Below are 25,782 nucleotides of genomic sequence, written 5' to 3' on the forward strand. Positions count from 1 at the left end.
TCAGCGCGCCGTGAAGATCAGTACCGCACCTACCGGCACCGACAAACTGATTGACTTGAGCCCCGCCGCCTTGCGCAAGGCCGCCACACCCGGCGCGAGATCGAAGTCCTCGGCGTGCAGCACCACCGGTTCCAGGGTCACCACCTGAAAACGTCGTTCATCCAGGCGCGTAGCGAGCAACTCGGCGCTGTAGGTTTGGGTCTTGCCGTGCAGGGCGACGCTCAGCGGCAGGCGCAGCTCCAGCTGCGCGCCGGACGCCAGGTCGTTGATGGGCTGCAGATTGATCTGGGCGCTGATCAGCGCGTCGGGAAAAGCCTTGATCTGGAACAGCTCTTTACGCATGCGCTCGTCGCGCAGCGGGATGCCGCTGTTGATCGACTCCATCTCCACTTGCAACTGCGCCGCGCCCTTGGCGTCGACTTTGCCGTGCAACACCAGGAAGCGATGGACTTCGGCAATCTCGGTGTTTTTGGTGGTGACGAAAGACAGGCGCGAGGATTCGTTGTCCAGATACCAGTCGGCGTGGGCAGGCACGGTGGCACAGGTCAGCAGGGCGAAGACCAGGGGTTTGACATTGAACATATATACTCATGGGGCAAAAAACCTGGACGAACCTTAAGCGCAATCTCACAACCGGCGCAAATTCAAATGTGGGAGCTGGCTTGCCTGCGATGGCGGTGTATCAGTCAACCATTTCTCGCCTGGCACACCGTCATCGCAGGCAAGCCAGCTCCCACAGGGTTTTGCGGTGTTTTTAATCCAGCGTTCGCTGCACTTCGCACACCGCCTGTTCAAGGCTGCCCATATGCAAATTCAACACTCGCTCCACCGGCGACTGATGCATTGGCCAATGCAGCGCCATGCTCCCCACCAACCGACCATTGGCGCGCACCGGCAAGGCCACGGCACGGATCAGAAACGGCAAACGCACCGGGTATTCCCAATAGCCCTCGGTACGCTGGCCGAACCCCTGGTGCTGGGTGTGCTCGCATGCATGGTATTGCTCATCGGCGGCCACCCGGTCGCGGCCCGCCAGGCGTTGCACTTCATCACGGGGCAGTTGCGTCAGGCAGGCCTTGCCCATCGCCGAGTGAAACAGGCTGGCATACTGCCCGACGATCTGGCAATTGTTCGGGTAAAGCTTGCGCAGCACACCGGGAATCGCGCTTTCCATGACCTCCAGGCGCTCGCCGTCGAAGCAGGACAAGTCCACCACCAAGCCGGTACGTTCGCTGAGCTCCACCAACCACGGCGCAGCGCTTTCCACCACCTGGCGCTTGAAGCGTTGCTGGGTATCGCCAAACAAACGCCGGGCACGCAGGCGGTAACGCCGATCGCTCAGGCCGCGGTAGACCCAACCCTGTTCCTGCAAGGTCAGCAACATGCGCGACACCGTGGCCTTGGGCAGCTGCGTGAGGTAGTGCAGTTCTTCCAGCCCCAGCGCCTGGTGCTCGCCCAGCAACTCGACGATTGCCAGTGCGCGCTCAACCGAGCGTACCGTGCCTGTCTCCATGTTCGATCTCCCTGTTGCCGGTGGATGATCTTTTTTACACAGCAAGATACAGGCCCGGTCACGGTTCAGCCGGCGGTTGCCAGGCACGCCGGCGGCCGGCGCTGCACCCATTGGGTCAGCTGTTCATGGGCATAGGCCAATTGCAGCACGGCTCGGTCGGCCTGGGCCGGGCCGATGATTTGCAGGCCCATGGGCAAGCCCTGGGGGTTGAAGCCCACCGGGATGCTCATGCTCGGCAAACCGGCGAGTGTCGGACCGATCACCACCTCCATCCAGCGGTGATAGGTGTCCATTTCACGCCCGCCAACGAGGCGTGGACAAGGCTGTTGTGCATCGAAAGGGAACACTTGGGCGGTGGGCAACAGCAGAAAATCGTAACGTTCAAACAACTTGGCCAGGGCCCGATACCACTCGCTGCGATCCACCGACGCCTGGTACACCTGCTGGGCACTCAGGCCCTGGCCGCCCTCCACTTCCCATTGCGCTTCAGGCTTGAGCAGCGCGCGTTTCCTGGGGTTGGCATAGGCCGCGCCGAGGTTGCCGTGCACCAGCCAATGGCGGTGTACCAGCCAGCAGCGCCACAGACGCGCCATTGAAAATTCCGGCTGGCAGCTTTCTACTCCGCAGCCAAGCTCGGCGAAGTCACCCAGCGCCGTTTCGCACAGGCTCATCAGGCCGTCTTCCATCGGCAGATAACCGTTGTAGTCACCCAGCCAACCGAGGCGCACGCCGTTGAAGTCGCGTTGCAACGGCTGGCCCAGCACAGCGGGATCGTCTCGGGATGACAACGGCGCCCGGGGGTCGTAACCGGACTGAATGCTCAGCAGACGCGCCACATCCGTTACGCTGCGCCCCATCGGGCCTTCGGTGCCCAGTTGCTGCACGAACAGCTCCGGCATCGGCCCGTGGGGCACACGGCCCTGGGACGGGCGCAAGCCGAACACGTTATTGAACGCCGCCGGGTTACGCAGCGAGCCCATCATGTCGCTGCCGTCGGCCACCGGCAACATCCGCAGCGCCAGGGCCACCGCCGCTCCGCCACTGCTGCCACCCGCCGCCAGGCGTGGGTCATAGGCATTGCCGGTGGTGCCAAACAGCGTGTTGTAGGTGTGAGAGCCCAGGCCGAACTCCGGCACGTTGGTCTTGCCGATGATGATCGCGCCACTGGCCCGCACTCGCGCCACGCTGATGGCATCTTCGTTCGGTACATGCTCGGCGAACAGCGGCGAGCCCAAGGTGGTGCGCAAGCCTTGGGTCGCCGCCAGGTCCTTGATGGCCTGGGGCATGCCATGCATCCAGCCGCGGGATTGGCCCTGGTCCAGCTCATGATCGCAGGCCCTGGCCTCAGCCAGCACAGCGTCGCTGTCGCGCAACGACACCAGTGCATTCACACGGGGATTGAAACGCTGGATCTGCGCCAGGTACGCCTGCATCACCTCTTCGCACGACACCTGCCGCCCATGAATCGCCTGTGACAGTTGCGTGGCATCCCAATCGACAATACTCAAGGCTTCACCTCTCTGGAAAACGGCAGCGGCTTGCTCGCCCGCGGAGCCTCGCGCATGCAGTAGGTGCCGAGCAGCGTCAGCACGCACGCGAACAATACATAGAAGGACGGCGCCACCGGGGTGCCCAGTACCTTGCTCAGCCAAGTGACGATCAACGGCGCAAAACCGCCGAACACCATCACCGCCACGTTATACGCCACCGATACGCCGGTCGAGCGCACCTCGATGGGAAACTGCTCGGCCAATGCCGTCGGCGCCGGGCCGAAGAACCCGCCAATGGCCGTGCACAGCATCACCTGCATCACCAGCAAACGCTCGATGGACGGCGCGGCAGCCACCCACACATATAGCGGGTAGACCATTACGAAGAATGCCAGGGTGAAGGCCATCAACACCGGTCGCCGCCCCAGGCGATCCGAGAGCAAACCGGACAACGGGATCACCACCGTCATCAGCGCCACCGCAAACATCTGCACCATCAGTACCTGGTCCAGCGGCAGGCCGAGGTTCTTGTGGGCGAAGGTCGGCATGTTCACCAGCACCACGTAGAACGACACCGTCGCGCCGCAGGCCAGGCCCATCGACACCAGGATGCTGCGCCGATGCTCACGCAGCACCTGCATCAGGCTCGGCGCCGGGCCGCTGGCATTTTTACGCGCCTGGATAAACTCTTCCGGGTCTTCCATGTGCCGCCGAATCCACAACCCCACCGGGCCGATCAGCAAGCCCAGCACAAACGGCAGGCGCCAGCCCCACAGGTCGAGGGTTGCGGGAGAGAAGAAGTGCGTGACCAGCGCCACCATCGCCGCGCCACCAAATACCGCCAGGCACTGCCCTACCAATTGCCAGGAACCATACAAACCCTTGCGATGGGCCGGGGCGCTCTCCACCAAAAAGGCCGTGGCGCTGGCATATTCACCGCCGGTGGCAAAGCCCTGAAGCATCCGCGCCACCACAATCAGCAACGGTGCACCCATGCCGATCGCGGCGTAGTTCGGCGCGAAGGCGATCAGCGCGATAGACACGGTCATCAGCCGGATAATCAACTGCATCGCGGCTTTGCGGCCTTTGCGGTCGGCATAAATACCCAACAGGATGCCGCCCACCGGACGCATGAAAAAGCCCACGCCAAAGGTGGCCAGGGCCATCAGCAGCGATGCGTATTCGTCTTCCGAGGGGAAGAACTGCCGGGCGATGATGCTGGCGAGAAAGCCGTAGACGATGAAGTCATACCATTCCAACGCGTTGCCGATCACCGCCGCCACCACTTGGCGGGTGCGCGAAACACCAGATTTTGCAGTCTGCATGAGGATCACTCCGTTCAACCGATCAGGGAAAGGGTCCAGCGGCAGAAAAAGGCGTTGCTGTAGGAGCGAGCTTGCTCGCGAAAATCGTCAACGATGACGCAGCGCTTTCAGGGAGCCCGTGTCGCCTGTGGGTTTTTCGCGAGCAAGCTCGCTCCTACAAGGGTTTGAGCCAGCTCTCGGCCAGCGCGCCCCAGTAGGCTGCGCCGGTCAGCAGGATGTCGTCGTTGAAGTCATAGGCGGGGTTGTGCACCATCGGCCGCGACACGCCGTTGCCGATAAACAGGTAACTGCCGGGGCAGCGCTGCAGCATCCAGGCGAAGTCTTCGCTGCCCATCAGCGTGCGGGTGTTGCCGTCCACCGCGTCAGCACCGAGCAAGGCCACACCGACCTGTCGGGCAAACTCGGTTTCTTCGGCATGGTTGACCAGCACGGGATAGGCCGGGCGGTGTTCGATCTGCACGGAGCAGCCGAAGCTGGCGGCCTGGGTCTGGATGATCGCGTTGACCCGTTCCAGCATGTGTTCGCGCACCTTGGGGTTGAGCGCGCGCAGGCTCAGGCGCAGTAAGGCTTGCTGGGGAATCACATTGGCGGCTTGGCCGGCTTGCAGCGCGCCGACTGTGACAACGGCGGCTTCCTGGGTGTCGATATTGCGCGCGACTACTGTCTGCAAAGCCATGACCATGCTGGCCGCCGCCACCAGTGGATCAACGGTAAGGTGCGGCATGGAACCGTGGCCGCCGACGCCTTCGAGGGTCACGGTGAGCAAGTCCTGGGACGCCATCATCGGGCCAACTCGCAAGCCCAGATGCCCCGCCGGCAAGCCCGGCATATTGTGCATGCCGAACAGCCCATCACAGGGAAAACGCTCCAGCAAACCGTCCGCCAACATCGCCTCGGCACCGCCCTGGCCTTCTTCAGCAGGCTGAAAAATCAGGTTCAAGGTACCGTCAAATTGCCGCGTCGCCGCCAGGTAGCGTGCAGCGCCCAGCAACATGGTGGTGTGACCGTCATGCCCGCAAGCGTGCATGCAACCGGCGTGCTGGCTGGTGTAGGAAGCACCGGTGTTTTCGATGATGGGCAAGGCGTCCATGTCGGCACGAATGCCCAGGGTGCGTGGGCTGCTGCCGTTGCGCAACACACCGACCACGCCGGTCTTGCCGATGCCGGTGTGTACCTCGTAACCCCACTCCTTAAGTGACTGTGCGACCAGCGCTGACGTGCGGTTCTCTTCAAAGCCGAGTTCAGGATGGGCGTGGATGTCGTGACGCACAGCGTGCAAGTCGCTGGCGACGTCGCTGAGCCAATCCAGAATATGCTGGTGGGGGCGCATGGTGATTCTCCTCACAGGCGGGTGGTCCCGTTCTTGTTGGTGACACATCGACAGCTAAGCGCGATGTGCGCGTGAGGACAATCAAAGGTGGTTCCACTCTGTGGAACCTCAGGGCCGAGCCTTTTTCCGTGAGCCCAGCAGAGGATCCAAATGGGGGAACTGGCTTGCCTGCTCCCACAGAGGAGTGAGTGTGTCAGGGAGTCAGGCGACAGCCTTGGCGGTTGCCCAGCCACCTTGCCGTATGTGTGCGCCCCAAACCACTCGCCGTCACTTCACTGCGCTCCGGCGTGTCGATAAACGCACTGATGGGCACGTATTGCTTCACATACCCCAGGCAATACGACGCCGGGTTGTTCTCCACGTACCGGCACGAGCAATACTCCTTGGCGGTGTACGCTGCGATGATGTCGGGGAAGGCTTGCAGGTTGACGCGCTCATGCCACATCCAGCCCAACAGGCCAAGCAACAGCAGTAGAAAAAAGCGGGTAACCACCCGACGGCGAATCATGACCGCACCGCCGCCAGCACGCGTTTGAGCAGTTCGTTATGCCGATAACTGCCATCGCGATCATCGCCATAACGCACGATGACCAGGTGTTCGCCGGGCAGCACAAACAGTGCCTGGCCCCAGTGCCCAAGTGCAGCGAAGGTGTCGGCCGGCGCGTCGGGCCAGGGTTGGGGCGTGCCCTTGTTGAGCCACCAGTGCCCGCCCGGTACCGCTTCATCCTGGCCCGCCTGGAATTTATCGAAAGGCTGCCGATTGAAAGCCACCCACTCTTTGGGCAGCAACTGTTGCTCGCCCCAACGCCCATCCCGTTCCATCAGTAGCCCGACCCGCGCCAGATCACGGGCGGTGAGGTAGGCATAGGACGAGGCGACAAAGGTTTCGTCGGCATCGGTTTCCCACGTCGCGGTGCGAATGCCCAACGGCTTGAACAACGCATCCCACGGATAGCTCATGTATGCCTTGTGACCCAGCATCCCTTTAAGCACAGCGGACAGAATATTGCTGTCGCCACTGGAATACCGGAACGCCTGGCCGGGTTCGGCGGCGGCCTTGGTATCGGCGGCAAATTGCGCCATGTCGGCGCGGCCCCGGGTGTAGAGCATCGCCACCACAGAAGACTTCAACGGGGCGTATTCATAGTCCTCCTGCCAATCCAGCCCCGAAGCCCAGTGCAGCAAGTCGGCCATGCTTACCTTGGGGTGCTGTTTCATCGGCGGATAGAAGCGTGCGGCCGGGTCGGTGAGTTTGAAACGGCCCTCACCGTAGGCTACGCCCAGCACGGTGGCCATCAGGCTTTTGCTCACCGACCAGGTCAGGTGCGGCGTGCTGGCGGTGGTAGGGGCGGCGTAGCGCTCATAGATGATTTCGCCATCGCGAATCACCAGCAGCGCGTCGGTGCGGATGCCTTCGCGCGTTTCATCATTGCGCGGTGCAAAAGCAAAATCTTCCAGCGCTTTAACAGCCGGGCCCGCCAATTGCGGACCATAGGCCCACTCTGTCGCCGGCCATTGTTCGGCGCAGGCATCAGTGGTTAAAACCAGCAAGGCAGCGCACAACAAACGTTTGACCATAAAGGATCACTCAGCGCATTCAAGCCCGCCAGCCTAGCCGAGACAAATGACGGTTTGGCGACGCCACCACCTTGCTGCTTGCGTTAACGCCCTGTGACTGCCCAGCAGGTTTTTTGAACCCGTAGGCCTCGTAAACCTGGGCTCCCGTAGGTGTCGCCCCGCCCCGCTTGCCCCAGCGCTCCTCGTTGCCATCAACAGAAACCGAAACGTGACTGCCAGATTGAAATACCCCCAGGCGCCCCTTTGCCAGTTCCTCGGGAGGCACTTGCTCGACCTGCTCCCACAAGCCCAACCGTTTGAAGGCGTACTCGATACTGCCGCCATTGTTCAAGATATCCAGCGCGCGAGCGTAGTCTCCCGCCCCACTGGCATGGCTTTGCTCCTGAAAACGCTTTGCCGCAACGGCCACGATAAAGTTGGCATAGATAGCGGTCTGAATGTTCTGGCACTTGAGCTTTGCCGCCTCTGCTGCTTGTTTCACCTCAGCCTTGCTCAGCGAAGTGGTATCACCATTTCGCAGGGTAATCAGATAGCCATGCCGGGTTTCACGTACTTTTTTGAAAATATCCGTAGGTTTTTCGCCGAACTGCATCATCGCCATCTTGATAACCGCCACGATGGTGCAGTTATCGCGGCTCCACTGACTGAATCCGCCCCAGATGTTCCCAGGCTTTTGCCCAGGGTGGGCATTTACCGGTTTGTACTGGTAATGAGGTGCCGCCCGCCAGTTCGGCTGTACGCCGATGGTGCGCCCATAGGTGCGCCCGTCTTTGCTACGAATACCGGTGAAGCCTTCGATAGGCCACTGCACCAAGGCTGGCGCGGGCTGGTAATTCCATCCAGCGATCGAATTTGAGCTGATAGGTGAAACAGCCATGCATGCTCCCAATGTCGCAGGGTCGCGTTAATAGGTTTGTCTACCTTTTGTGGCCCGAACGCTAATCAGGTTCCACTTGGCCTATAGGGCCTCAACCTTCTGCTGCCGAGAAAGAATGAGGCGACATTGCCCTCCCTATCCCGCTGGCCTGTCATCCAACCGTCACCGTAACTTCATGGAGATGACACCGAGGCTACATAGCCTGACTTTGGACAACAAAGTCGACTGGCCGCAACCTGGCCGGCACCCGGAGACTCGCTATGACTCAGATCGCCCGCATCAGCGACAAAGGCAATGAACGCCGTCTGCAAGCCGAACGCCTGGTGGGCGCCAAGGCTTTGCAGGAAGCCCAGGCCCTGCGGTTCAACGTGTTCAGCGGCGAGTTCAACGCCAAGCTGAAAGGCGCGGAACTGGGCCTGGACATGGATGACTATGATGTTCACTGCAGCCACATCGGCGTGCGGGACTTGAACAGCGGTCGACTCGTCGCCACCACCCGTTTACTCGACCACCAGGCCGCCAGCACCCTGGGCCGGTTCTACAGCGAAGAAGAATTCAGCCTGCATGGCCTGCTGCACTTGCAGGGCCCGATCCTGGAAATCGGCCGCACCTGCGTCGACCCGGCCTACCGCAACGGCGGCACCATCGCGGTGCTCTGGGGCGAGTTGGCCGAAGTGCTCAACCAGGGCGGCTACAGCTACCTGATGGGCTGCGCGAGCATCCCGATGCACGATGGCGGCATCCAGGCTCACGCAATCATGCAGCGTTTGCGCGAACGCTACCTGTGCAACGAACACCTGCGCGCCGAACCGAAAAAACCATTGCCGGCCCTGGACTTGCCGTCCAACGTCATCGCTGAAATGCCACCGCTGCTCAAAGCCTATATGCGCCTGGGCGCGAAGATCTGCGGCGAGCCGTGCTGGGATGAAGATTTCCAGGTGGCCGATGTATTCATCCTGCTCAAGCGCGATGAGTTGTGCCCACGGTATGCCCGGCACTTCAAGGCGGCGATGTGATGAACCGCCTGCGCGTCTACGGGCGCATCGCCCGCGTGCTGATGGTGGTGGCGCTGGGGTTGAGCATGGCCAGTGTGTTTGGCCTGTTCGAGCGTCTGGGTGTGGCCAACTCGATGGTGCGGCGACAGCGTTGGTCGCGGTTCTTTATGGCGCGACTGACCAACGCCCTGCCCTTTCGCGTAACGGTGCACGGTGAGCTGCCGCAAGCACCGATGTTGTGGGTGAGCAATCACGTGTCCTGGACCGACATTCCACTGTTGGGCATGGTTACGCCGCTGTCGTTTTTGTCCAAGGCCGAGGTGCGCACCTGGCCCGTGGCTGGCTGGTTGGCGGCCAAGGCCGGCAGCCTGTTCATTCGTCGCGGGGCAGGTGACAGCCAGTTGATCCGCAAGCAGATGACCCGGCATCTGGAGCAACAGCACCCGCTGCTGATGTTCCCCGAGGGCACCACCACCGACGGGCGCAGCCTGCGTACTTTTCACGGGCGCTTACTGGCCAGTGCGATCGATGCTGACGTATCGCTGCAACCGGTGGCGATTCGTTATCTGCGTGACGGTGGGGTTGACCCGCTGGCGCCGTTCATTGGCGATGATGATTTGCTGTCGCACTTGATGCGCTTGTTTTCCAACGAACAGGGTGACGTGGAGATTCATCTGCTCAAGCCGATTGCCTGCGCCGGGCAGGAACGCGCAGCCTTGGCGTATCAGGCGCAGCAGGCGGTGCAGAAGGCGTTGTTTGGCCCGGTGCCGGAAGCTGAGCAAGTGGCTGCTCGACCTGCGTTCGCGGCATAAAGCGGGCACAGTCATATGTGGGAGGGAGCAAGCCCCCACCCACATTTAGACATCGGTGGTCAGTTGGATCTGCGCAAATCTCTGCAATTGGGGATAGAACACCTGGAAATCTTCACTTAACGGCTTATAAAGCTCGCGCAACTCGTGCATCGCAAATCCGAGTGCCTGCGGGTCAGTCAGCCGCCGCGAAATCCCGCGCAACACCTGCTCCATCACCGCAAATTCGCGATACGAACCCAACCAGTCATCCGCCGCCATATACGGCGCAATCTGCGCCAGCCGCCCCGGCAACGCGGGTTCGGCCGCCAGCACCCGATACACCTGCGAGGTAAATCGCTCCAGAGGCTGGTCGGCATACAGCGCCCAATCTCGCGCCAGGCAATGGTCGAAAAACACATCGAGGACGATCCCGGCATAGCGCCTGCGGGTCAGGCTAAAGCGCGACAACGCCTCGCCCACCAACGGATGGCTATCGGTAAAGCGGTCGATGGAGCGATGCAGCTGAATCGCCGCTTCGATTTGCGGGCTGAACTGGCCCTGCAGGCGGCCTTTGACGAAGTCGCCATAAAGGCTGCCCAGCAGTTGTGCAGGAAGTTGGCCGCCCAAGTGCAGATGTGCGAGATAATTCATGTCGCGCAGTCTAACACTGCCGCACACATATCGTTATAACCCGATATACCGATTCGAACTGGTCTCAGACCAAAATCATATTGGTATATCGGGATGCGACGATTTAAAGTTCGCCTCATCGCGATATAACGCTTACGACACCGAGCACCCTGCCATGTCCATCGACCTCGACGAAATAATAAAAGCCCTGGCGCACCCAGTACGACGAGACATCCTCACCTGGCTCAAAGACCCGAAAGTGCAATTCCCCGAGCAACTGCACAACCACGAGTACGGCATCTGTGCCGGGCAGATCGACCAGCGCTGCGGCTTGTCCCAGTCGACCGTGTCGGCGCACCTGGCGACTTTGCAACGAGCGGGGTTGATCAGTAGCCAGAAGGCCGGGCAATGGCACTTTTTCAAACGCAATGAGGAAACGATCCAAGCCTTCCTCACGGCGCTCATAACCGAACTCAGCGCACCGCAATAACCAAGGAAACGCAAATGCCCCTCTCGCTCCTCATACTGGCCCTGAGCGCCTTCGCCATCGGCACCACTGAGTTCGTCATCATGGGGCTGCTGCCCGATGTCGCGGCGGACCTGGGTGTGTCGATTCCCGGCGCCGGCTGGCTGGTCACCGGCTACGCTCTGGGCGTGGCCATCGGCGCGCCGTTCATGGCACTGGCCACCGCCAGGCTGCCACGCAAGGCCGCCCTGGTAGCGTTGATGGGCATCTTCATTGTCGGCAACCTGCTTTGTGCCATAGCCAGTGACTACAACGTACTGATGTTCGCCCGCGTCGTCACCGCGCTGTGCCACGGTGCCTTCTTCGGGATCGGCTCCGTGGTAGCGGCCAACCTGGTACCAGCCAATAAACGCGCTTCGGCGGTAGCCTTGATGTTCACCGGGTTGACCCTGGCTAACGTGCTCGGCGTACCGTTGGGCACAGCATTGGGCCAGCAAGCCGGCTGGCGCTCGACCTTTTGGGCGGTGACCGTGATTGGCGTGATCGCCCTGATCGGCCTGATCCGCTTCCTGCCCGCCAAACGTGACGAAGAAAAACTCGATATGCGCGCCGAACTCGCGGCCCTCAAGGGCGCCGGCATTTGGTTGTCGCTGAGCATGACGGCACTGTTCGCCGCCTCCATGTTCACCCTCTTCACCTACGTGGCCCCACTGCTGGGTGATGTCACCGGTGTGTCGCCCAAAGGCGTGACCTGGACCCTGCTGTTGATCGGCCTGGGCCTCACGCTGGGCAACATCATCGGCGGCAAACTGGCCGACAAGCGCCTGGCAGCCACCCTGATCGGCGTATTCATCAGCATGGCGGTGGTGTCCACGGTGTTGAGCTGGACCAGCGTTGCGCTGATACCAAGCGAAATCACCCTGTTCCTGTGGGCCACCGCTTCGTTTGCCGCCGTACCGGCGTTGCAGATCAACGTGGTGACCTTCGGCAAGGCCGCTCCCAACCTGGTGTCCACCCTGAACATCGGTGCCTTCAACATCGGCAACGCCCTCGGCGCCTGGGTCGGCGGCAGCGTGATTGCCCACGGCTTCGGCCTGACCAGCGTGCCACTGGCTGCCGCCGTCCTGGCCATCCTCGCCTTGCTCGTGACCCTCCTCACTTTCCGTCAGGGCGGCAATGCCGACCTGGCCCCCGCGACCCACTGATCAACTTAAAGACAAAGGTGTTTTCCCATGACGACTATTTTCGATCCGATCACACTGGGCGACCTGGAGCTGTCGAACCGCATCATCATGGCGCCGCTGACCCGCTGCCGTGCAGATGAAGGCCGCGTGCCCAACGCGCTGATGGCCGAGTACTACGTGCAGCGCGCATCCGCCGGGCTGATCCTCAGCGAAGCCACCTCCGTGACGCCCATGGGCGTGGGCTACCCGGACACGCCGGGCATCTGGTCCAACGACCAGGTGCGTGGCTGGGCCAACATCACCAAAGCCGTGCACGGCGCGGGCGGCAAGATCTTCCTGCAACTGTGGCACGTGGGTCGCATCTCCCACGAGTCGTACCTGAACGGCGAAACTCCGGTAGCGCCAAGCGCGATCCAGCCTAAAGGCCACGTCAGCCTGGTGCGGCCACTGGCCGATTACCCTACCCCGCGAGCCCTGGAAACCGCTGAAATCGCCGACATCGTCGACGCTTACCGCGTGGGCGCCGAAAACGCCAAGGCCGCAGGCTTTGACGGCGTGGAAATCCACGGAGCCAACGGCTACCTGCTTGACCAGTTCCTGCAAAGCAGCACCAACCAGCGCACCGACAACTACGGTGGTTCCCTGGAAAATCGTGCGCGTCTGCTGCTGGAAGTCACCGACGCCGCCATCGAAGTCTGGGGCGCTGGCCGCGTCGGTGTGCACCTGGCACCGCGCGCCGACTCCCACGACATGGGCGACGCCAACCTGGCCGAAACCTTTACCTACGTCGCCAGCGAACTGGGCAAGCGTGGCATCGCCTTTATCTGCTCGCGTGAAAAAGAAGGTGCGGACAGCCTTGGCCCACAGCTGAAAAAAGCCTTCGGCGGTGTATACATTGCTAACGAACGTTTCACCAAAGACAGCGCCAATGCCTGGCTGGCGGCGGGCAAGGCGGATGCGGTGGCCTTCGGCGTGCCATTCATTGCCAACCCGGACCTGCCGGCGCGCTTGAAGGCGGATGCGCCGTTGAATCAGGCGCACCCGGAAACCTTCTACGGTAAAGGGCCGGTGGGTTATATCGACTACCCGACGCTGCCGATCTAACGTCATCCGCAAATACTGTAGGAGCGAGCTTGCTCGCGAAAAACTCACAGGCGCCGCGTTCATTCAGCAAGCACGCGTTATCGTTGACGTTTTTCGCGAGCAAGCTCGCTCCTACAGTGTCAGGGGCAAGTCCCCCTCCCACATTTGTGCCTGTATGTACCCCTTGGAAACATCGCTTCACAGAACGGCAACAATATCGCTACAAAATACTTAGCCGACTACCTATCAACTGCCCGCCAGCCCGTATATAAAGTCCCCCCACAAATCAGGCAGAAGGACGATTGACCATCCTTAGGCTTTACTGTTGACACAACTGGTCGCAATTACGCATTTTGTCTCAATTGCGCAGGCTGGGGCTCAGGCGCAGCATGTCCAGCCCTATATCAGCCCAGCGCTCGGCGTCCTGATGCAATTGAAAACTGTCAGGCACCAGCAGCCACTGGCCGATCAACCCGTGGATAAAGGCATGAATACACACAGCCCCGCGGGTGGTATCCAGCGTGGCTGGAAGTTGCCCGCGATGGACCGCGTTACGCAACGTCAAGCCGATGCGCAGGTTGCACTCAAGGGTGTGGGTCTGGCGTTGGCGGCGCATGTCACACATTTCATCGGTGAACTCGCACTTATGAAACAGAATCTCGTTGATGCGCCGGGTTTTCGGGTCCAGGGCCACTTCATGGTAGAGATGAATCAGCAGCTTGCGCATACAGCCCAACGGGTCGGCTTCATCCTCGCTTTCACTGGCCCGCGCCAGCTCGTCCAGGGGTTCGTGCAACGTGTCGAGCAGTGCCTGAAGCAAGTCGGACTTGTTACTGAAGTGCCAGTAGATAGCCCCGCGCGTCACCCCTGCCAGCGTGGCGATGTCCGCCAGGGTAGTGCGCGCGACGCCACGCTCATAAAAGGCTTGCTCGGCGGCTTGGAGAATCTGGCTGCGCGTTTCCTGAGCTTCCTCTTTGGTGCGACGAACCATGGCAGTAAAACCTCAATCGGGACACTGTGGATGGTACTTGACCATCATCTGAATAATTGTGGGACGACGCCGTCTTGGGCGCCGAACGTACTAGAATCGAGGCTTGTGGCAGTGCTTTGTCAACATTGCGCCAAGCCTGTCAAGAGTTTACAAACAACCATGAACGTAAGTATATTGCGTAGCAAGCTACTTATCCACTCACAGCTTGTTTTTTACCCTTCCACACTTCTTGTGCGCACTCTGCGCGCCTGACCCGAGGATCTTCATGCAACTTAAGCCAGCTGTTACCGCTCTGGTCACTGCCGTCGCCCTGGCATCGCTGCTCAGCGGATGTAAAAAGGAAGAAGCGGCACCGCCCGCTCAAACCCCTCAGGTCGGCGTGGTCACCCTTCAACCGCAAGCCTTCACCCTGACTACCGAGTTGCCAGGCCGCACCACGGCCTATCGCATCGCGGAAGTGCGGCCTCAGGTCAACGGCATCATTCTCAAGCGCCTGTTCAAGGAAGGCGCCGACGTGAAGGAAGGGCAGCAGCTCTACCAGATCGACCCGTCGGTGTATGAAGCCACCCTCAAAAGCGCACAAGCCAGCCTGTCCCAGACCAAGTCCATCAGCGACCGCTACAAGCAGTTGGTCGATGAACAGGCCGTCAGCCGTCAGGAATACGACACCGCGGTCTCCAACCGCATGACCGCCGAAGCAAACGTTCAAACCGCCCAGATCAACGTGCGCTATACCAAAGTGTTTGCGCCGATCTCCGGGCGCATTGGTCGTTCTGCAGTGACCGAAGGCGCACTGGTCAGCAATGGCCAGGCCGATGCGATGGCCGTGATTCAGCAACTGGACCCGATCTACGTCGACGTTACGCAGTCCTCGGCTGAAATGCTGAAACTGCGCCGCGACCTGGAAAGCGGTCAGTTGGAGAAAGCCGGCGAAAACGCGGCCAAGGTCAAGCTGACCCTGGAAGACGGCACGCCTTACGCTCAGGACGGCAAGCTGGAGTTCTCCGAAGTGTCGGTCGACCAGACCACCGGTTCCGTGACCCTGCGCGCGGTGTTCCCCAACCCTGACCATGTGCTGCTGCCAGGCATGTTTGTGCACGCACAGCTGCAAGCGGGTGTGAACAGCAAGGCCATTCTCGCTCCGCAACAAGGCGTGACCCGTGACCTGCGCGGCATTCCGACGGCGCTGATCGTGAACAAGGACAACAAGGTCGAGCAACGCGAACTGGTTGCCAACCGCACTGCCGGTGCCTACTGGCTGGTGGAAAAAGGCCTGGACGCCGGTGACCGCGTGATCACCGAAGGCCTGCAATTCATCAAGCCGGGTATCGAAGTCAAGGTCAAGGACGCCGACAACGCCAAACCCGCCGGTACTGCTGCAGCGCCTGCTGCCGCTGCTGGTCAAGGGGAGTAATCCATGTCGAAATTTTTTATCGACCGTCCCATTTTCGCCTGGGTAATTGCCCTGGTGATCATGCTGGTCGGGGCACTGTCGATCCTGAAGTTGCCCATCAACCAATACCCGGCCATTGCGCCGACGGCCATTGATATCCAGGTGACCTACCCAGGCGCGTCCGCACAAACCGTGCAGGACACCGTGGTGCAGGTCATCGAGCAACAGCTCAACGGTATCGACAACCTGCGTTACGTCGCCTCGGACAGTAACTCCGACGGCAGCATGACCATCACCGCGACGTTCAACCAGGGTACCAACCCGGATATCGCCCAGGTCCAGGTGCAGAACAAGCTGAACCTGGCCACCCCGCTGCTGCCGCAAGAAGTGCAGCAACAGGGTATCCGCGTGACCAAGTCGGTGAAGAACTTCCTGATGGTGATCGGTCTGGTGTCCGAAGACGGCAGCATGACCAAGGACGACCTGTCCAACTACATCGTGTCCAACATCCAGGACCCGATTTCGCGTACCTCGGGTGTGGGTGACTTCCAGGTCTTCGGTTCGCAGTACGCCATGCGTATCTGGCTCGACCCGGCCAAGCTGAACAACTACCAGCTCACGCCGGTGGATGTCAGCAACGCCATCAAGGCGCAGAACGTGCAGGTGGCCACCGGTCAACTGGGCGGTTTGCCTGCCCTGCCCGGCACTCAGCTGAACGCCACCATCATCGGCAAGACGCGCCTGCAAAGCGCTGAAGAGTTCGCCAAGATCCTGATGAAGGTCAACACCGACGGTTCCCAAGTCCGCTTGGGCGACGTCGCACGTATCGAACTGGGCGGCCAGAACTACAGCATCAGTGCACAGTTCAACGGCAAGCCGGCTTCCGGTATGGCGATCAAGCTGGCGGCCGGTGCCAACGCTCTGGACACCGGCAAGGCCATCCGCGAAACAGTGAAGTCCCTGGAGCCGTTCTTCCCGCCTGGCATGAAGGCGGTGGTGCCGTATGACACCACCCCGGTCGTGACCGAGTCGATCTCCGGCGTGGTTCACACCCTGATCGAAGCGATCGTGCTGGTGTTCCTGGTGATGTTCCTGTTCCTGCAGAACTTCCGCGCCACCATCATTACCACCATGACCGTACCGGTGGTATTGCTGGGTACCTTCGGGATCCTGGCGGCGTGCGGCTTTACCATCAACACCCTGACCATGTTCGGCATGATCCTGGCCATCGGCTTGCTGGTGGACGATGCCATCGTGGTGGTGGAAAACGTCGAACGGGTTATGGCCGAGGAGCATCTGTCGCCCAAGGAAGCGACGATCAAGTCCATGGGCCAGATCCAGGGCGCCCTGGTCGGTATTGCCCTGGTACTGTCGGCGGTATTGCTGCCGATGGCGTTCTTCGGTGGTTCCACCGGTGTGATCTACCGCCAGTTCTCCATCACCATTGTTTCGGCGATGGCGTTGTCGGTACTGGTTGCCCTGATCTTCACCCCCGCCCTGTGCGCCACCATGCTCAAGCCGATCGATCCGGAAAAACACGGCCAGCCCAAGCGCGGCTTCTTTGGCTGGTTCAACCGCACCTTCGACAGCGGCGTACTCAAGTACGAGCGCGGCGTGGGCAACATGATCAAGCACAAGATCCCGGCGTTCCTGGTGTATGTGCTGATCCTGGCCGGCATGATCTGGATGTTCACCCGTATTCCAAGCGCGTTCCTGCCAGAGGAAGACCAGGGTGTGATCTTCGCCCAGGTGCAGACACCGGTAGGCTCTTCGGCTGAACGTACGCAAAAGGTCATCGACGACATGCGTGCCTTCCTGCTGCATGACAAGGAAGGCGAGCCAGGCGAAGGCAAGTCGGTGAACTCGGTGTTTACCGTAAACGGCTTCAACTTCGCCGGCCGTGGTCAGAGCTCGGGCCTTGCGTTCGTGATGCTCAAGCCGTGGGATGAGCGTGACTCGACCCAATCGGTATTCGAGGTCGCCAAACGTGCCCAGGGTTACTTCTTCGGGGCCTTCAAGGACGCCATGGTATTTGCCATCGTGCCGCCTTCGGTTCTGGAATTGGGTAACGCCACCGGTTTCGACGTGTTCCTGCAAGACCAGGGTGGTGTGGGCCACGAGAAGCTGATGGCTGCGCGTAACCAGTTCCTGGGTGCTGCGGCGCAAAGCAAGGTGCTGGCGGGCGTACGTCCCAACGGCGTGAACGATGAACCGCAGTACGAGCTGACCGTCGACGACGAGAAAGCCAGTGCCCAGGGCATCAGCCTTGCCGATATCCAGCAGACCCTGGCCATTGCCCTGGGTGGCAGCTACATCAACGACTTCATCGACCGTGGTCGTGTGAAGAAGGTGTATGTGCAAGGTGACGCCGCCAGCCGCATGGCTCCGGAAGACCTGGACAAATGGTACGTGCGCAGCAACTCCGGGAAGATGGTGCCGCTGTCGGCCATCTCGTCGGGCCAGTGGATCTACGGCTCGCCCAAGCTCTCGCGTTACAACGGTGTAGCGGCGATGGAAATCCTCGGTACCCCGGCGCCTGGCTACAGTACCGGTGATGCGATGGCGGAAGTCGAACGCATTGCCAAGGAACTGCCGGCCGGCATCGGCTACGCCTGGACCGGCCTGTCGTACGAAGAACGCCTCTCCGGCTCCCAGGCGCCTGCGCTGTACGCGCTGTCGCTGCTGGTGGTGTTCCTGTGCCTGGCGGCACTGTACGAAAGCTGGTCGATCCCGATCGCGGTGATTCTGGTGGTGCCATTGGGTGTGATCGGTGCATTGATCGCTACCAGTATGCGTGGCTTGTCCAACGACGTGTTCTTCCAGGTAGGCTTGCTGGTGACGGTGGGCCTGGCGGCGAAAAACGCCATCCTGATCGTGGAATTCGCCAAAGAGCTGCACGAGCAAGGCAAAGGCATCGTCGAGGCGGCTATCGAAGCGTCCCGGATGCGTCTGCGCCCGATCATCATGACATCCATGGCGTTCGTGCTCGGCGTACTGCCGCTGGCGATTTCCAGCGGTGCCGGCTCAGGCAGCCAGCACGCGATCGGTACCGGCGTAATCGGCGGTATGATCACCGCCACTGTACTCGCCATCTTCTGGGTGCCACTGTTCTATGCAACCGTGTCCTCGGCCGGCGAACGTAAAAAGAAAGACACTACTGAAACTCCTAAAGAGGCTGGCCAATGAGCAAGTCGCTACTTTCCCTGGCCGTCACGGCATTCGTGCTCAGTGGCTGCTCGCTGATACCTGACTATCAGCGCCCCGATGCGCCGGTGGCCGCACAGTTCCCGCAGGGGCCGGCGTATTCGTCGGCACAGGCGCCGAACCAGGCCGCTGCCGAGCAGGGCTGGAAGCAGTTTTTCCATGACCCTGCCCTGCAACAGTTGATCCAGACCGCGTTGGTGAACAACCGTGACCTGCGTGTCGCGGCCCTGAACATCGACGCCTACGCGGCGCAATACCAGATCCAGCGTGCCGACCTGTTCCCGGCGGTATCGGCCACCGGTAACGGCAGCCGTTCGCGCACTCCGGCCAAGCTGTCACAGACTGGCGAATCAACCATCGCCAGCCAATACTCGGCGGGCCTGGGGATCAGTTCCTATGAGCTGGACCTGTTCGGTCGCGTGCGCAGCCTGAGTGAAGAAGCGCTGCAGAAGTACTTCGCCACTGAAGAAGCGCGGCGCAGTACCCAGATCAGCCTGGTGGCCAGTGTGGCCAATGCCTACCTGACCTGGCAGGCCGACAAGGAATTGCTCAAGCTGACCCAGGACACCCTGGGCGCGTTCGAGCAGAGCTTCAAGCTCACCTCGCGCAGCAACGAAGTCGGCGTAGCCTCGGCGCTGGACCTCAGCCAGGCGCGCACCTCGGTGGAAAACGCCCGTGTGCAACTGGCCCGTTACACCCGCCAGGTGGCCCAGGACGAAAACAGCCTGACCCTGCTGCTGGGCACCGGCCTGCCGGCGAATATCGCCAGCAAGCCGCTGTCCGATGACCTGCTCAGCGAAGTGCCGGCCGGGCTGCCATCGGACCTGCTGCAACGTCGTCCCGACATTGTGCAGGCCGAGTACAACCTCAAGGCGGCCAACGCCAATATCGGCGCGGCCCGTGCGGCGTTCTTCCCGAGCATCAGCCTGACGGCCAGTGCCGGTACCGCCAGCCCAACCCTGGGCGGCCTGTTCAAGGGCGGTTCGGGTACCTGGGCGTTTGCCCCGCAGATCAACATCCCGATCTTCAACGCCGGTAGCCTGCGCGCAAGCCTGGACTACTCGAAGATCCAGAAAGAGATCAACGTGGCCAACTACGAAAAAGCCATCCAGACCGGCTTCCAGGAAGTCTCCGACGGCCTCGCCGCCCGGCAGACCTACAAGCAGCAACTGGATGCCCAACGCGGCTTCGTCGAGGCCAACCAGGATTACTACCGCCTGGCCGAGCGTCGCTACCGCATTGGTGTCGACAGCAACCTGACCTTCCTCGACGCCCAGCGCCAACTGTTCAGTGCCCAGCAATCGCTGATCACCGACCGCCTGGCGCAGCTCACCAGCGAGGTCAACCTGTACAAGGCCCTCGGCGGTGGCTGGAACGAGCAGACCGCGAAGAACGAGTCATTGAAAGAACAAGCACCGCCATTGAAGTTGTTCTGATCGCGCGGGTCTAAAAAAACCGCTTCCCTTACCGGAAGCGGTTTTTTTATGTCATGCCGTTCTAATCATTATCAAAATAAGTTCATGTATGGATCTCAAGCTTAGAGCATCTGACCTCCATGTCATTGCCCTCATCCGTCGTCCAACCGAATGAAAAGCTGGCATGGATCGAGGTCTCGCCAGACCCATCGCTGGAAATGCTTTTGACGCTCAAATTGCCCCAATATTCTTGCGGGGAATACTCGACATCGCTTTCAAGGCCAAACGTGGCACGGATAAGGCCTTCTCCAGGCCCGATGATGTAAGTCATATTCTCCTTCAGCTTGAACGCACGCTCTTCTCCATCACCGTCTGCCTCAAGGGTCAGTTCGTTTTTCGAGCCGGGGTTGCCTTCGATTCCCAACCGAATTCGTAACTGGTGACCCTCGATGTAGCTCAACTCAAAACTATCGAATTGAATTGGCACCGCTCTGATCAATTCCGACTTGAACGTATTCGAGGACGTTAAAAACTCACCCATATCTGATCCAAAGCTCATGGAATTCAATCCCTGATCACGTAAAAAAGATACTGTCAGCCTTTTCGAAAATAGGCGTATGAAATCAGAAGATCTACTGTTAACCCTGACAGTAGACAGCTAACCCTGCGCGCCGGAAGCTGACGAGTCGGGCGCCTCACAATTACGTTCGATCATCGCCCACAACCCGCCCTCCCCCACTTTCATCGCCCCCGCACCGCCGCGCACCATGGCCGCCACCTGCATAAACCCAATAACAACAGGTCCACACCATGAGCACTTTCCAACCGCGCCAGCTGTTGCTGGCGGCTGCTGTCGCCAGTTCTGCCCTGCCCGTTTTCGCCCAGGAGCACGGCTTTCTCGAAGACGCCAGCGCCAACCTCAACCTGCGTAACTTCTTCTTCAACCGCAACTTCACCAACCCGACCAAAGCCCAGGGTGGCGCGCAGGAGTGGACGCAAAGTTTCATCCTCGACGCCAAGTCCGGTTTCACCCAGGGCACAGTCGGTTTTGGTGTGGACGTGCTGGGCCTGTACTCGCTCAAGCTCGATGGCGGGCGTGGCACAGGCGGCACGCAGTTGCTGCCGCTGGACCATGACGGCCGGCCAGCCGATGAATTCGGCCGGCTCGGCGTGGCATTCAAGGCGCGCTTTTCCAAGACTGAGCTGAAGGTGGGCGAATGGATGCCGGTGCTGCCGATTCTGCGTTCCGACGATGGCCGCTCCCTGCCACAGACCCTGCGCGGCGGGCAGATCACCTCGAAGGAAATCGACGGCCTGACCCTGTATGGCGGCCAATTCCGCGCCAACAGCCCGCGGGACGACGGCAGCATGAGCGACATGTCGATGTTCGGCAAAGCCGCCTTCACCTCCGACCGTTTCAACTTTCAGGGCGCCGAATACGCGTTCAACGACAAACGCACCCAAGTCGGCGTGTGGAATGCCCAGCTCAAGGACATCTACAGCCAGCAGTATCTCAACCTGATCCACAGCCAGCCCGTGGGCGACTGGACCCTCGGCGCCAACCTGGGTTTTTTCTACGGCAAGGACGACGGCAGCGCACGCGCCGGTAGCCTGGACAACAAAACCTGGTCCGGCCTGTTCTCGGCCCGGTACGGCGGCAACACCTTCTATGTCGGCCTGCAAAAACTCACCGGCAACAGCGCGTGGATGCGCGTCAACGGCACCAGCGGCGGTACCCTGGCCAACGACAGCTACAACTCCAGCTACGACAACGCCGAGGAAAAATCCTGGCAAGTGCGCCACGACTACAACTTCGCCGCCCTGGGCGTACCGGGCCTGACCTTGATGAACCGCTACATCAGCGGCAGCAATGTGCACACCGGCACTATCACCGACGGCAAGGAATGGGGGCGCGAGACCGAAATGGGCTATACGGTGCAGAGCGGCACATTGAAAAATCTAAACGTGCGCTGGCGCAATTCCAGTATGCGCAGGGATTACAGCAACAACGAATTCGATGAAAACCGGTTGATCGTCAGCTATCCCATAAGCCTGCTGTGAAAACCCATCGGATTGATAACCAAACGTTCAGGCGCACACGGTGCGATCGTTGTGCGCCTGTGCGCTCTTTCATCGCATGCAACCAACTACCTCCAATGCCGGCTATTCGGTTCCCCGCACCACGACGAAAGCCCATTTTCCTACTTGATAAGGCCTATCAATCTTCAGAAAACCTGATGCCTACTTACCGCCCTCTGTAGTACTCGGTATCAATCGAGCAGGGAACGGTTACCTCCAGCGATGCAACTCATTGATCTCCTTGCCTTCAAGGCAACGAGGGACTGGGCAATCGACTACATTTAGCTCAAGAGAGGTAACCGTTCATGACTACGATAGGCACGCAAACCGCTCCAGCCGTAACTGCGCCTTCCGCAACTGCAGACAAAACTCCACCTCCCAGCGACAACCTCATTCGCCGAAAGACACAAATGCTCGTGGATGACGGTAACCTCAAAGCGAGTGAGGAAACCTCCGAATACCATGGAAGCCCCGAGAAGCTAACGCGCGCAGGCAATACCCTGACACTCGAAACGAGTGATAAATCGGACGTCATCCATATCAGCCAGGACCCGAACGGCCAACTGCAGGTAACGGTAAATGGCCAGGAATACACCTTCAACGGCAATAAACGCTCGCCAAACAATCCGTCATCGGAAGGCGTGCCACCTCAATTCCGCCTGCACATTAAGAGCGGCGCAGGCAATGACAACATCACCCTGGCCCCTGACGTCACTGTTGACGTAAAGATCGAAGCGGGTGACGGAGATGACACCGTTCAAACCGAAGGGGGGAATCCCGACATTTATGGCGGACGCGGGAATGACACTATTCGCTTGGGTAAAGGCGGCGGCTACGTCGAGGGCAACGACGGTGACGACACGATAATTGGCGGTTCGGGCCCCTCCGTGATGTACGGGAACAAGGGTAACGATCGTTTGTATGCAGGGGCTGGACCCACCTCCAAAAAAAGCCACCTGGATGGTGGAGAGGGCGAGGACCAGTTATACGCTGGCGACGGGCATACAGTGATCAATGGCGGCGACGGTAATGACCAAATAGTTGCTCACGCCAATACCACCGTGTACACGGGCAAGGGATCCGATACCGTATGGGGCAACCTTACCAAAGCGCGCATTTATGCCCAGAACAATGATTACCTGCCAGGCACAGAGCAATCGAATATCACGAGGATGGAGCCGAGCGAAGCGGGTAAAAAAGCTTTTAAAATCGTAGGTTCGGATGAATTCAAACAACGGGTCGAAGATGACCTGGCACTGCTGCGTTCCTCACCTGTGGGGAGGAAAATGCTGGAGGAAATGGATAAAGCTGCTGAGCGAAATGGTGCTCCAGTCACCATCGGGGAAACCAAAAGTGGTAGTTCCAGTTACACGTTCAACAGCAGTGAGCTGCAAAAATTAAGCAAGCAAGAGCGGGAAGAGATCCCTCAGGACGCCCCGAGGATGGGTGGAATAAAAGATGGGGAGCCTGGCGCCCGTGCGGATCAAGGCATAATCGACTATATGCGGAGCATGATCGTGAGCATTGGAGACGAGGACATTACCTCTCCAATTGTCGCGCTCTACCATGAGATGGCACACGCCTGGAACGGTGCCAACGGTACATTTCTGGCAGGCACATCCGATGACCCTACGAGTCCAGACCTGGCCAATGGCGAACCGCAGGCTGTCGGCTTGTCGACTAACGCCCCACCCTTCGACTTCGACAACGATCCCACCACCCCGCCGACGTCCACAAACCCAGCCCCATTCACCGAGAATGCGTTGCGCGAGGAAATGGGGCTCTCACCGCGACTGAAATACTGACACAAGAAAGTTGACGTAACCGTATATTCGCGCAGCAGGGATGCTGCCTCTTGATTTGATTAATGACCCGCTCCAGCGGGTCACTCTGGCGCAAGCATCGGCTGCGTTTATCTGCCCATGACTCCATGCCAATGATCTTGCTGTATGGTGCGCGCCTGACACTGCTGATTGCCCCTCGGTGCCCTCTATTGAGCCTGCGCACACCATGAAATCTTCTATCATCGCATCCGCCGTGCTTGCCCTGGCCCTGTGCCTCAGTGGCTGCATCGGTGCCCCCCTTGCCCTGACCCCAACGACCCAGAAACGCTTGCAAGCCCAGGCGCCGATCCGCTTTCTGCTGACCTTCGATGACGGCCCCAGCGCCTCGGGCTATAACAACCCGAGCCGTTCGGTGGTAGCTGATCTGGCGAATAACCCGGTATTGCCGGGGATCAAGGCGGTATTTTTTCTGCAGACCGAAGCGGCTCGCTCCGGCGGCAGTGCCCGGGGCCGCAAAACCATGGAGCGTGAATACGCCGCCGGTCATATCCTGGCCTTTCATACGGCCACGGCGTTTCACACCAATCATCGCTGGTTGAACGACGCCACGCTTGAACGCACCCTTACCGAAGGTGCCGCAGATATTGCCGCCATCACGGGCGCGCGCCCCGTGCTGGTACGCCCGCCGTTCTGGAACTACGACAAGCGCACCTTCGCCGCCTACCAACGCCACGGTATGCACGTACTGCTGACGGACTTGAGTGCCAATGACGGCAAGATCTGGGGCTTCAACGCCAGCCCGCGTCGGCGGGCCAACCTGTATCGGCAGCTGTCGGTGGTGCGCGAACGCATCGCCTTGGGTGAACTACCGACAGTGGAGGGTGTGATCCCGGTAGTGGTGACCTTTCATGACATCAACCGCTACACCGCGCGGCATATGCAGGAGTACTTGCAGATCCTGATGGACAGCGCGCGAGTCAACAGCTTGAGGACCGCTGCCGAGCCGTTCTACACCGACCACGGCGCGCTCGAACGCGCAGCGCTGGCCCGTACGGTCAAGGATGCGAACGAGCCGGTGCACCTGCCAGGAGTGTGGAATTGGCTGTGGGATGCTGATTCCCACTAATGCCCTGAACTTGTGACGATCCCCCGTGGGAGCTGGCTTGCCTGCGATGCAGACAACGCGGTGCCTCAGTCAGACCCCGTCGCTGCAATCGCAGGCAAGCCAGCTCCCACATTTGATCGCCTTCACATTCAGTCTTGTTGGCGAGACTCCACACCCAACTCATCCCACACCGACTCAGCCAGATGAAACGTCGCATTCGCCGCCGGGATCCCGCAGTAAATCGCACTCTGCATCAGCACTTCCTTGATCTCGGCGCGGGTCACGCCGTTACTGGCGGCCGCACGCAGGTGCAGTTTCAGTTCTTCACTACGGTTCATGCCGATCAGCATGGCGATGGTGATCAGGCTGCGGGTATGCCGAGGTAGCCCGGGGCGGGTCCAGATATCGCCCCAGGCATGGCGCGTGATCATTTCCTGGAACTCGCTGTTGAACTCGGTCAGGGCATTGAGGCTGCGGTCGACATGGGCATCACCCAGCACTTCGCGGCGCACCTGCAGGCCCTCGGCATAACGTTGTTTCTCGTCCACA

Annotated in this window: 23 protein-coding genes; 11 read left to right on the forward strand and 12 right to left on the reverse strand. The window is 60.3% G+C overall.

Annotation, left to right across the window (positions count from 1 at the left end):
- The 8 genes from TX23_RS04635 to TX23_RS04670 all read right to left on the reverse strand — a co-directional run bounded on the left by TX23_RS04635 (position 1) and on the right by TX23_RS04670 (position 8,113).
- On the reverse strand, positions 1–582 hold the full coding sequence (locus tag TX23_RS04635; RefSeq protein WP_057701228.1) for a YceI family protein: 582 nt from the start codon (positions 580–582) through the stop codon (positions 1–3).
- A gap of 172 nt (positions 583–754) precedes the next feature.
- Positions 755–1,513 (reverse strand): helix-turn-helix domain-containing protein, encoded by a 759-nt coding sequence (locus tag TX23_RS04640; protein ID WP_057701229.1) that lies wholly within the window; start codon positions 1,511–1,513, stop codon positions 755–757.
- 65 nt (positions 1,514–1,578) lie between these two features.
- A complete protein-coding gene (locus tag TX23_RS04645; protein WP_057701230.1) occupies positions 1,579–3,021 on the reverse strand; it encodes an amidase in 1,443 nt (480 codons plus the stop codon).
- The gene (locus TX23_RS04650; RefSeq protein WP_057701231.1) at positions 3,018–4,328 is read right to left on the reverse strand and encodes a citrate-proton symporter; all 1,311 of its coding nucleotides are present in this window, start codon (positions 4,326–4,328) and stop codon (positions 3,018–3,020) included. Before TX23_RS04650 ends, TX23_RS04645 begins: the two co-directional genes overlap by 4 nt.
- 154 nt (positions 4,329–4,482) lie before the next feature.
- Entirely contained in the window at positions 4,483–5,658 is a 1,176-nt protein-coding gene (locus tag TX23_RS04655) for a M20 aminoacylase family protein (protein ID WP_057701232.1), read from the reverse strand.
- A 193-nt stretch (positions 5,659–5,851) separates the two neighbouring features.
- Positions 5,852–6,166: a hypothetical protein gene (locus TX23_RS04660; protein WP_057701233.1), complete on the reverse strand. Its 315-nt coding sequence runs from the start codon at positions 6,164–6,166 to the stop codon at positions 5,852–5,854.
- Positions 6,163–7,236 (reverse strand): serine hydrolase domain-containing protein, encoded by a 1,074-nt coding sequence (locus TX23_RS04665; protein WP_057701234.1) that lies wholly within the window; start codon positions 7,234–7,236, stop codon positions 6,163–6,165. Before TX23_RS04665 ends, TX23_RS04660 begins: the two co-directional genes overlap by 4 nt.
- Before the next feature lie 19 nt (positions 7,237–7,255).
- Positions 7,256–8,113, reverse strand: coding sequence for a hypothetical protein (locus TX23_RS04670; RefSeq protein ID WP_157243903.1), 858 nt, complete (start codon positions 8,111–8,113; stop codon positions 7,256–7,258).
- Between the two features lie 260 nt (positions 8,114–8,373).
- Between TX23_RS04670 and olsB the strand changes: the two genes are divergently transcribed.
- On the forward strand, positions 8,374–9,129 hold the full coding sequence (gene olsB, locus TX23_RS04675) for an L-ornithine N(alpha)-acyltransferase (protein ID WP_044272710.1): 756 nt from the start codon (positions 8,374–8,376) through the stop codon (positions 9,127–9,129).
- Positions 9,129–9,920 carry a lysophospholipid acyltransferase family protein gene (locus TX23_RS04680; protein WP_057701236.1) on the forward strand — a complete coding sequence of 264 codons (792 nt, stop codon included), beginning with the start codon at positions 9,129–9,131 and terminating at the stop codon, positions 9,918–9,920. The genes olsB and TX23_RS04680 overlap by 1 nt, the downstream gene beginning before the upstream one ends.
- Before the next feature lie 45 nt (positions 9,921–9,965).
- Here the strand turns inward: TX23_RS04680 and TX23_RS04685 are convergent, their stop codons facing one another.
- Positions 9,966–10,550: an acyl carrier protein phosphodiesterase gene (locus TX23_RS04685; protein WP_057701237.1), complete on the reverse strand. Its 585-nt coding sequence runs from the start codon at positions 10,548–10,550 to the stop codon at positions 9,966–9,968.
- Positions 10,551–10,704: 154 nt separating this feature from the next.
- Here TX23_RS04685 and TX23_RS04690 point away from each other — a divergent pair, with 154 nt between their 5' ends.
- From TX23_RS04690 to TX23_RS04700, 3 genes are read left to right on the forward strand one after another with little or no spacing between them, the layout of a single operon-like run.
- Positions 10,705–11,019, forward strand: coding sequence for an ArsR/SmtB family transcription factor (locus tag TX23_RS04690; protein WP_032877312.1), 315 nt, complete (start codon positions 10,705–10,707; stop codon positions 11,017–11,019).
- 14 nt (positions 11,020–11,033) lie between these two features.
- On the forward strand, positions 11,034–12,200 hold the full coding sequence (locus TX23_RS04695; RefSeq protein ID WP_057701238.1) for an MFS transporter: 1,167 nt from the start codon (positions 11,034–11,036) through the stop codon (positions 12,198–12,200).
- Positions 12,201–12,227: 27 nt separating this feature from the next.
- The gene (locus TX23_RS04700) at positions 12,228–13,283 is read left to right on the forward strand and encodes an alkene reductase (RefSeq protein ID WP_057701239.1); all 1,056 of its coding nucleotides are present in this window, start codon (positions 12,228–12,230) and stop codon (positions 13,281–13,283) included.
- A gap of 337 nt (positions 13,284–13,620) precedes the next feature.
- Here TX23_RS04700 and TX23_RS04705 read toward each other — a convergent pair whose 3' ends face one another.
- Positions 13,621–14,253 carry a TetR family transcriptional regulator gene (locus tag TX23_RS04705; RefSeq protein WP_005785903.1) on the reverse strand — a complete coding sequence of 211 codons (633 nt, stop codon included), beginning with the start codon at positions 14,251–14,253 and terminating at the stop codon, positions 13,621–13,623.
- Positions 14,254–14,518: 265 nt separating this feature from the next.
- Between TX23_RS04705 and TX23_RS04710 the strand changes: the two genes are divergently transcribed.
- The 3 genes from TX23_RS04710 to adeC are packed head-to-tail and all read left to right on the forward strand — an operon-like array spanning position 14,519 to position 20,286.
- A complete protein-coding gene (locus tag TX23_RS04710; protein ID WP_057701240.1) occupies positions 14,519–15,667 on the forward strand; it encodes an efflux RND transporter periplasmic adaptor subunit in 1,149 nt (382 codons plus the stop codon).
- A gap of 3 nt (positions 15,668–15,670) precedes the next feature.
- Positions 15,671–18,832: an efflux RND transporter permease subunit gene (locus TX23_RS04715; RefSeq protein WP_057701241.1), complete on the forward strand. Its 3,162-nt coding sequence runs from the start codon at positions 15,671–15,673 to the stop codon at positions 18,830–18,832.
- Positions 18,829–20,286, forward strand: a complete 1,458-nt coding sequence (gene adeC, locus TX23_RS04720) for an AdeC/AdeK/OprM family multidrug efflux complex outer membrane factor (protein ID WP_057701242.1) — start codon at positions 18,829–18,831, stop codon at positions 20,284–20,286. The genes TX23_RS04715 and adeC overlap by 4 nt, the downstream gene beginning before the upstream one ends.
- Before the next feature lie 82 nt (positions 20,287–20,368).
- Here the strand turns inward: adeC and TX23_RS04725 are convergent, their stop codons facing one another.
- Positions 20,369–20,824 carry a hypothetical protein gene (locus TX23_RS04725; RefSeq protein ID WP_157243904.1) on the reverse strand — a complete coding sequence of 152 codons (456 nt, stop codon included), beginning with the start codon at positions 20,822–20,824 and terminating at the stop codon, positions 20,369–20,371.
- 251 nt (positions 20,825–21,075) lie between these two features.
- Between TX23_RS04725 and TX23_RS04730 the strand changes: the two genes are divergently transcribed.
- The 3 genes from TX23_RS04730 (at position 21,076) to TX23_RS04740 (ending at position 25,254) form a co-directional block, all read left to right on the forward strand.
- Positions 21,076–22,326, forward strand: a complete 1,251-nt coding sequence (locus TX23_RS04730) for an OprD family porin (RefSeq protein ID WP_057701244.1) — start codon at positions 21,076–21,078, stop codon at positions 22,324–22,326.
- A gap of 323 nt (positions 22,327–22,649) precedes the next feature.
- Positions 22,650–24,149: a M91 family zinc metallopeptidase gene (locus TX23_RS04735; protein WP_082629572.1), complete on the forward strand. Its 1,500-nt coding sequence runs from the start codon at positions 22,650–22,652 to the stop codon at positions 24,147–24,149.
- Between the two features lie 205 nt (positions 24,150–24,354).
- Entirely contained in the window at positions 24,355–25,254 is a 900-nt protein-coding gene (locus TX23_RS04740) for a polysaccharide deacetylase family protein (RefSeq protein ID WP_057701246.1), read from the forward strand.
- Positions 25,255–25,382: 128 nt separating this feature from the next.
- Here the strand turns inward: TX23_RS04740 and pcaC are convergent, their stop codons facing one another.
- Positions 25,383–25,781 (reverse strand): 4-carboxymuconolactone decarboxylase, encoded by a 399-nt coding sequence (gene pcaC / locus TX23_RS04745; protein ID WP_003189316.1) that lies wholly within the window; start codon positions 25,779–25,781, stop codon positions 25,383–25,385.
- Position 25,782 lies beyond the last annotated feature (1 nt).

This window comes from Pseudomonas paralactis, assembly GCF_001439735.1.
In the GTDB taxonomy this organism is placed as follows: Bacteria; Pseudomonadota; Gammaproteobacteria; order Pseudomonadales; family Pseudomonadaceae; genus Aquipseudomonas; species Aquipseudomonas paralactis.

Bases quoted from the DNA above. Each gene is read 5' to 3' on its own strand.
- TX23_RS04655 (WP_057701232.1), bottom strand. From the start codon at position 5,658: ATGCGCCCCCACCAGCATATTCTGGATTGGCTCAGCGACGTCGCCAGC.
- TX23_RS04660 (WP_057701233.1), bottom strand. From the start codon at position 6,166: ATGATTCGCCGTCGGGTGGTTACCCGCTTTTTTCTACTGCTGTTGCTT.
- TX23_RS04705 (WP_005785903.1), bottom strand. From the start codon at position 14,253: ATGGTTCGTCGCACCAAAGAGGAAGCTCAGGAAACGCGCAGCCAGATT.
- TX23_RS04700 (WP_057701239.1), top strand. From the start codon at position 12,228: ATGACGACTATTTTCGATCCGATCACACTGGGCGACCTGGAGCTGTCG.
- TX23_RS04710 (WP_057701240.1), top strand. From the start codon at position 14,519: ATGCAACTTAAGCCAGCTGTTACCGCTCTGGTCACTGCCGTCGCCCTG.
- TX23_RS04685 (WP_057701237.1), bottom strand. From the start codon at position 10,550: ATGAATTATCTCGCACATCTGCACTTGGGCGGCCAACTTCCTGCACAA.
- TX23_RS04725 (WP_157243904.1), bottom strand. From the start codon at position 20,824: ATGAGCTTTGGATCAGATATGGGTGAGTTTTTAACGTCCTCGAATACG.
- TX23_RS04680 (WP_057701236.1), top strand. From the start codon at position 9,129: ATGAACCGCCTGCGCGTCTACGGGCGCATCGCCCGCGTGCTGATGGTG.
- adeC (WP_057701242.1), top strand. From the start codon at position 18,829: ATGAGCAAGTCGCTACTTTCCCTGGCCGTCACGGCATTCGTGCTCAGT.
- TX23_RS04635 (WP_057701228.1), bottom strand. From the start codon at position 582: ATGTTCAATGTCAAACCCCTGGTCTTCGCCCTGCTGACCTGTGCCACC.
- TX23_RS04735 (WP_082629572.1), top strand. From the start codon at position 22,650: ATGACTACGATAGGCACGCAAACCGCTCCAGCCGTAACTGCGCCTTCC.
- TX23_RS04665 (WP_057701234.1), bottom strand. From the start codon at position 7,236: ATGGTCAAACGTTTGTTGTGCGCTGCCTTGCTGGTTTTAACCACTGAT.
- TX23_RS04730 (WP_057701244.1), top strand. From the start codon at position 21,076: ATGAGCACTTTCCAACCGCGCCAGCTGTTGCTGGCGGCTGCTGTCGCC.
- TX23_RS04740 (WP_057701246.1), top strand. From the start codon at position 24,355: ATGAAATCTTCTATCATCGCATCCGCCGTGCTTGCCCTGGCCCTGTGC.
- TX23_RS04640 (WP_057701229.1), bottom strand. From the start codon at position 1,513: ATGGAGACAGGCACGGTACGCTCGGTTGAGCGCGCACTGGCAATCGTC.
- TX23_RS04650 (WP_057701231.1), bottom strand. From the start codon at position 4,328: ATGCAGACTGCAAAATCTGGTGTTTCGCGCACCCGCCAAGTGGTGGCG.
- TX23_RS04690 (WP_032877312.1), top strand. From the start codon at position 10,705: ATGTCCATCGACCTCGACGAAATAATAAAAGCCCTGGCGCACCCAGTA.
- TX23_RS04715 (WP_057701241.1), top strand. From the start codon at position 15,671: ATGTCGAAATTTTTTATCGACCGTCCCATTTTCGCCTGGGTAATTGCC.
- TX23_RS04670 (WP_157243903.1), bottom strand. From the start codon at position 8,113: ATGGCTGTTTCACCTATCAGCTCAAATTCGATCGCTGGATGGAATTAC.
- olsB (WP_044272710.1), top strand. From the start codon at position 8,374: ATGACTCAGATCGCCCGCATCAGCGACAAAGGCAATGAACGCCGTCTG.
- TX23_RS04695 (WP_057701238.1), top strand. From the start codon at position 11,034: ATGCCCCTCTCGCTCCTCATACTGGCCCTGAGCGCCTTCGCCATCGGC.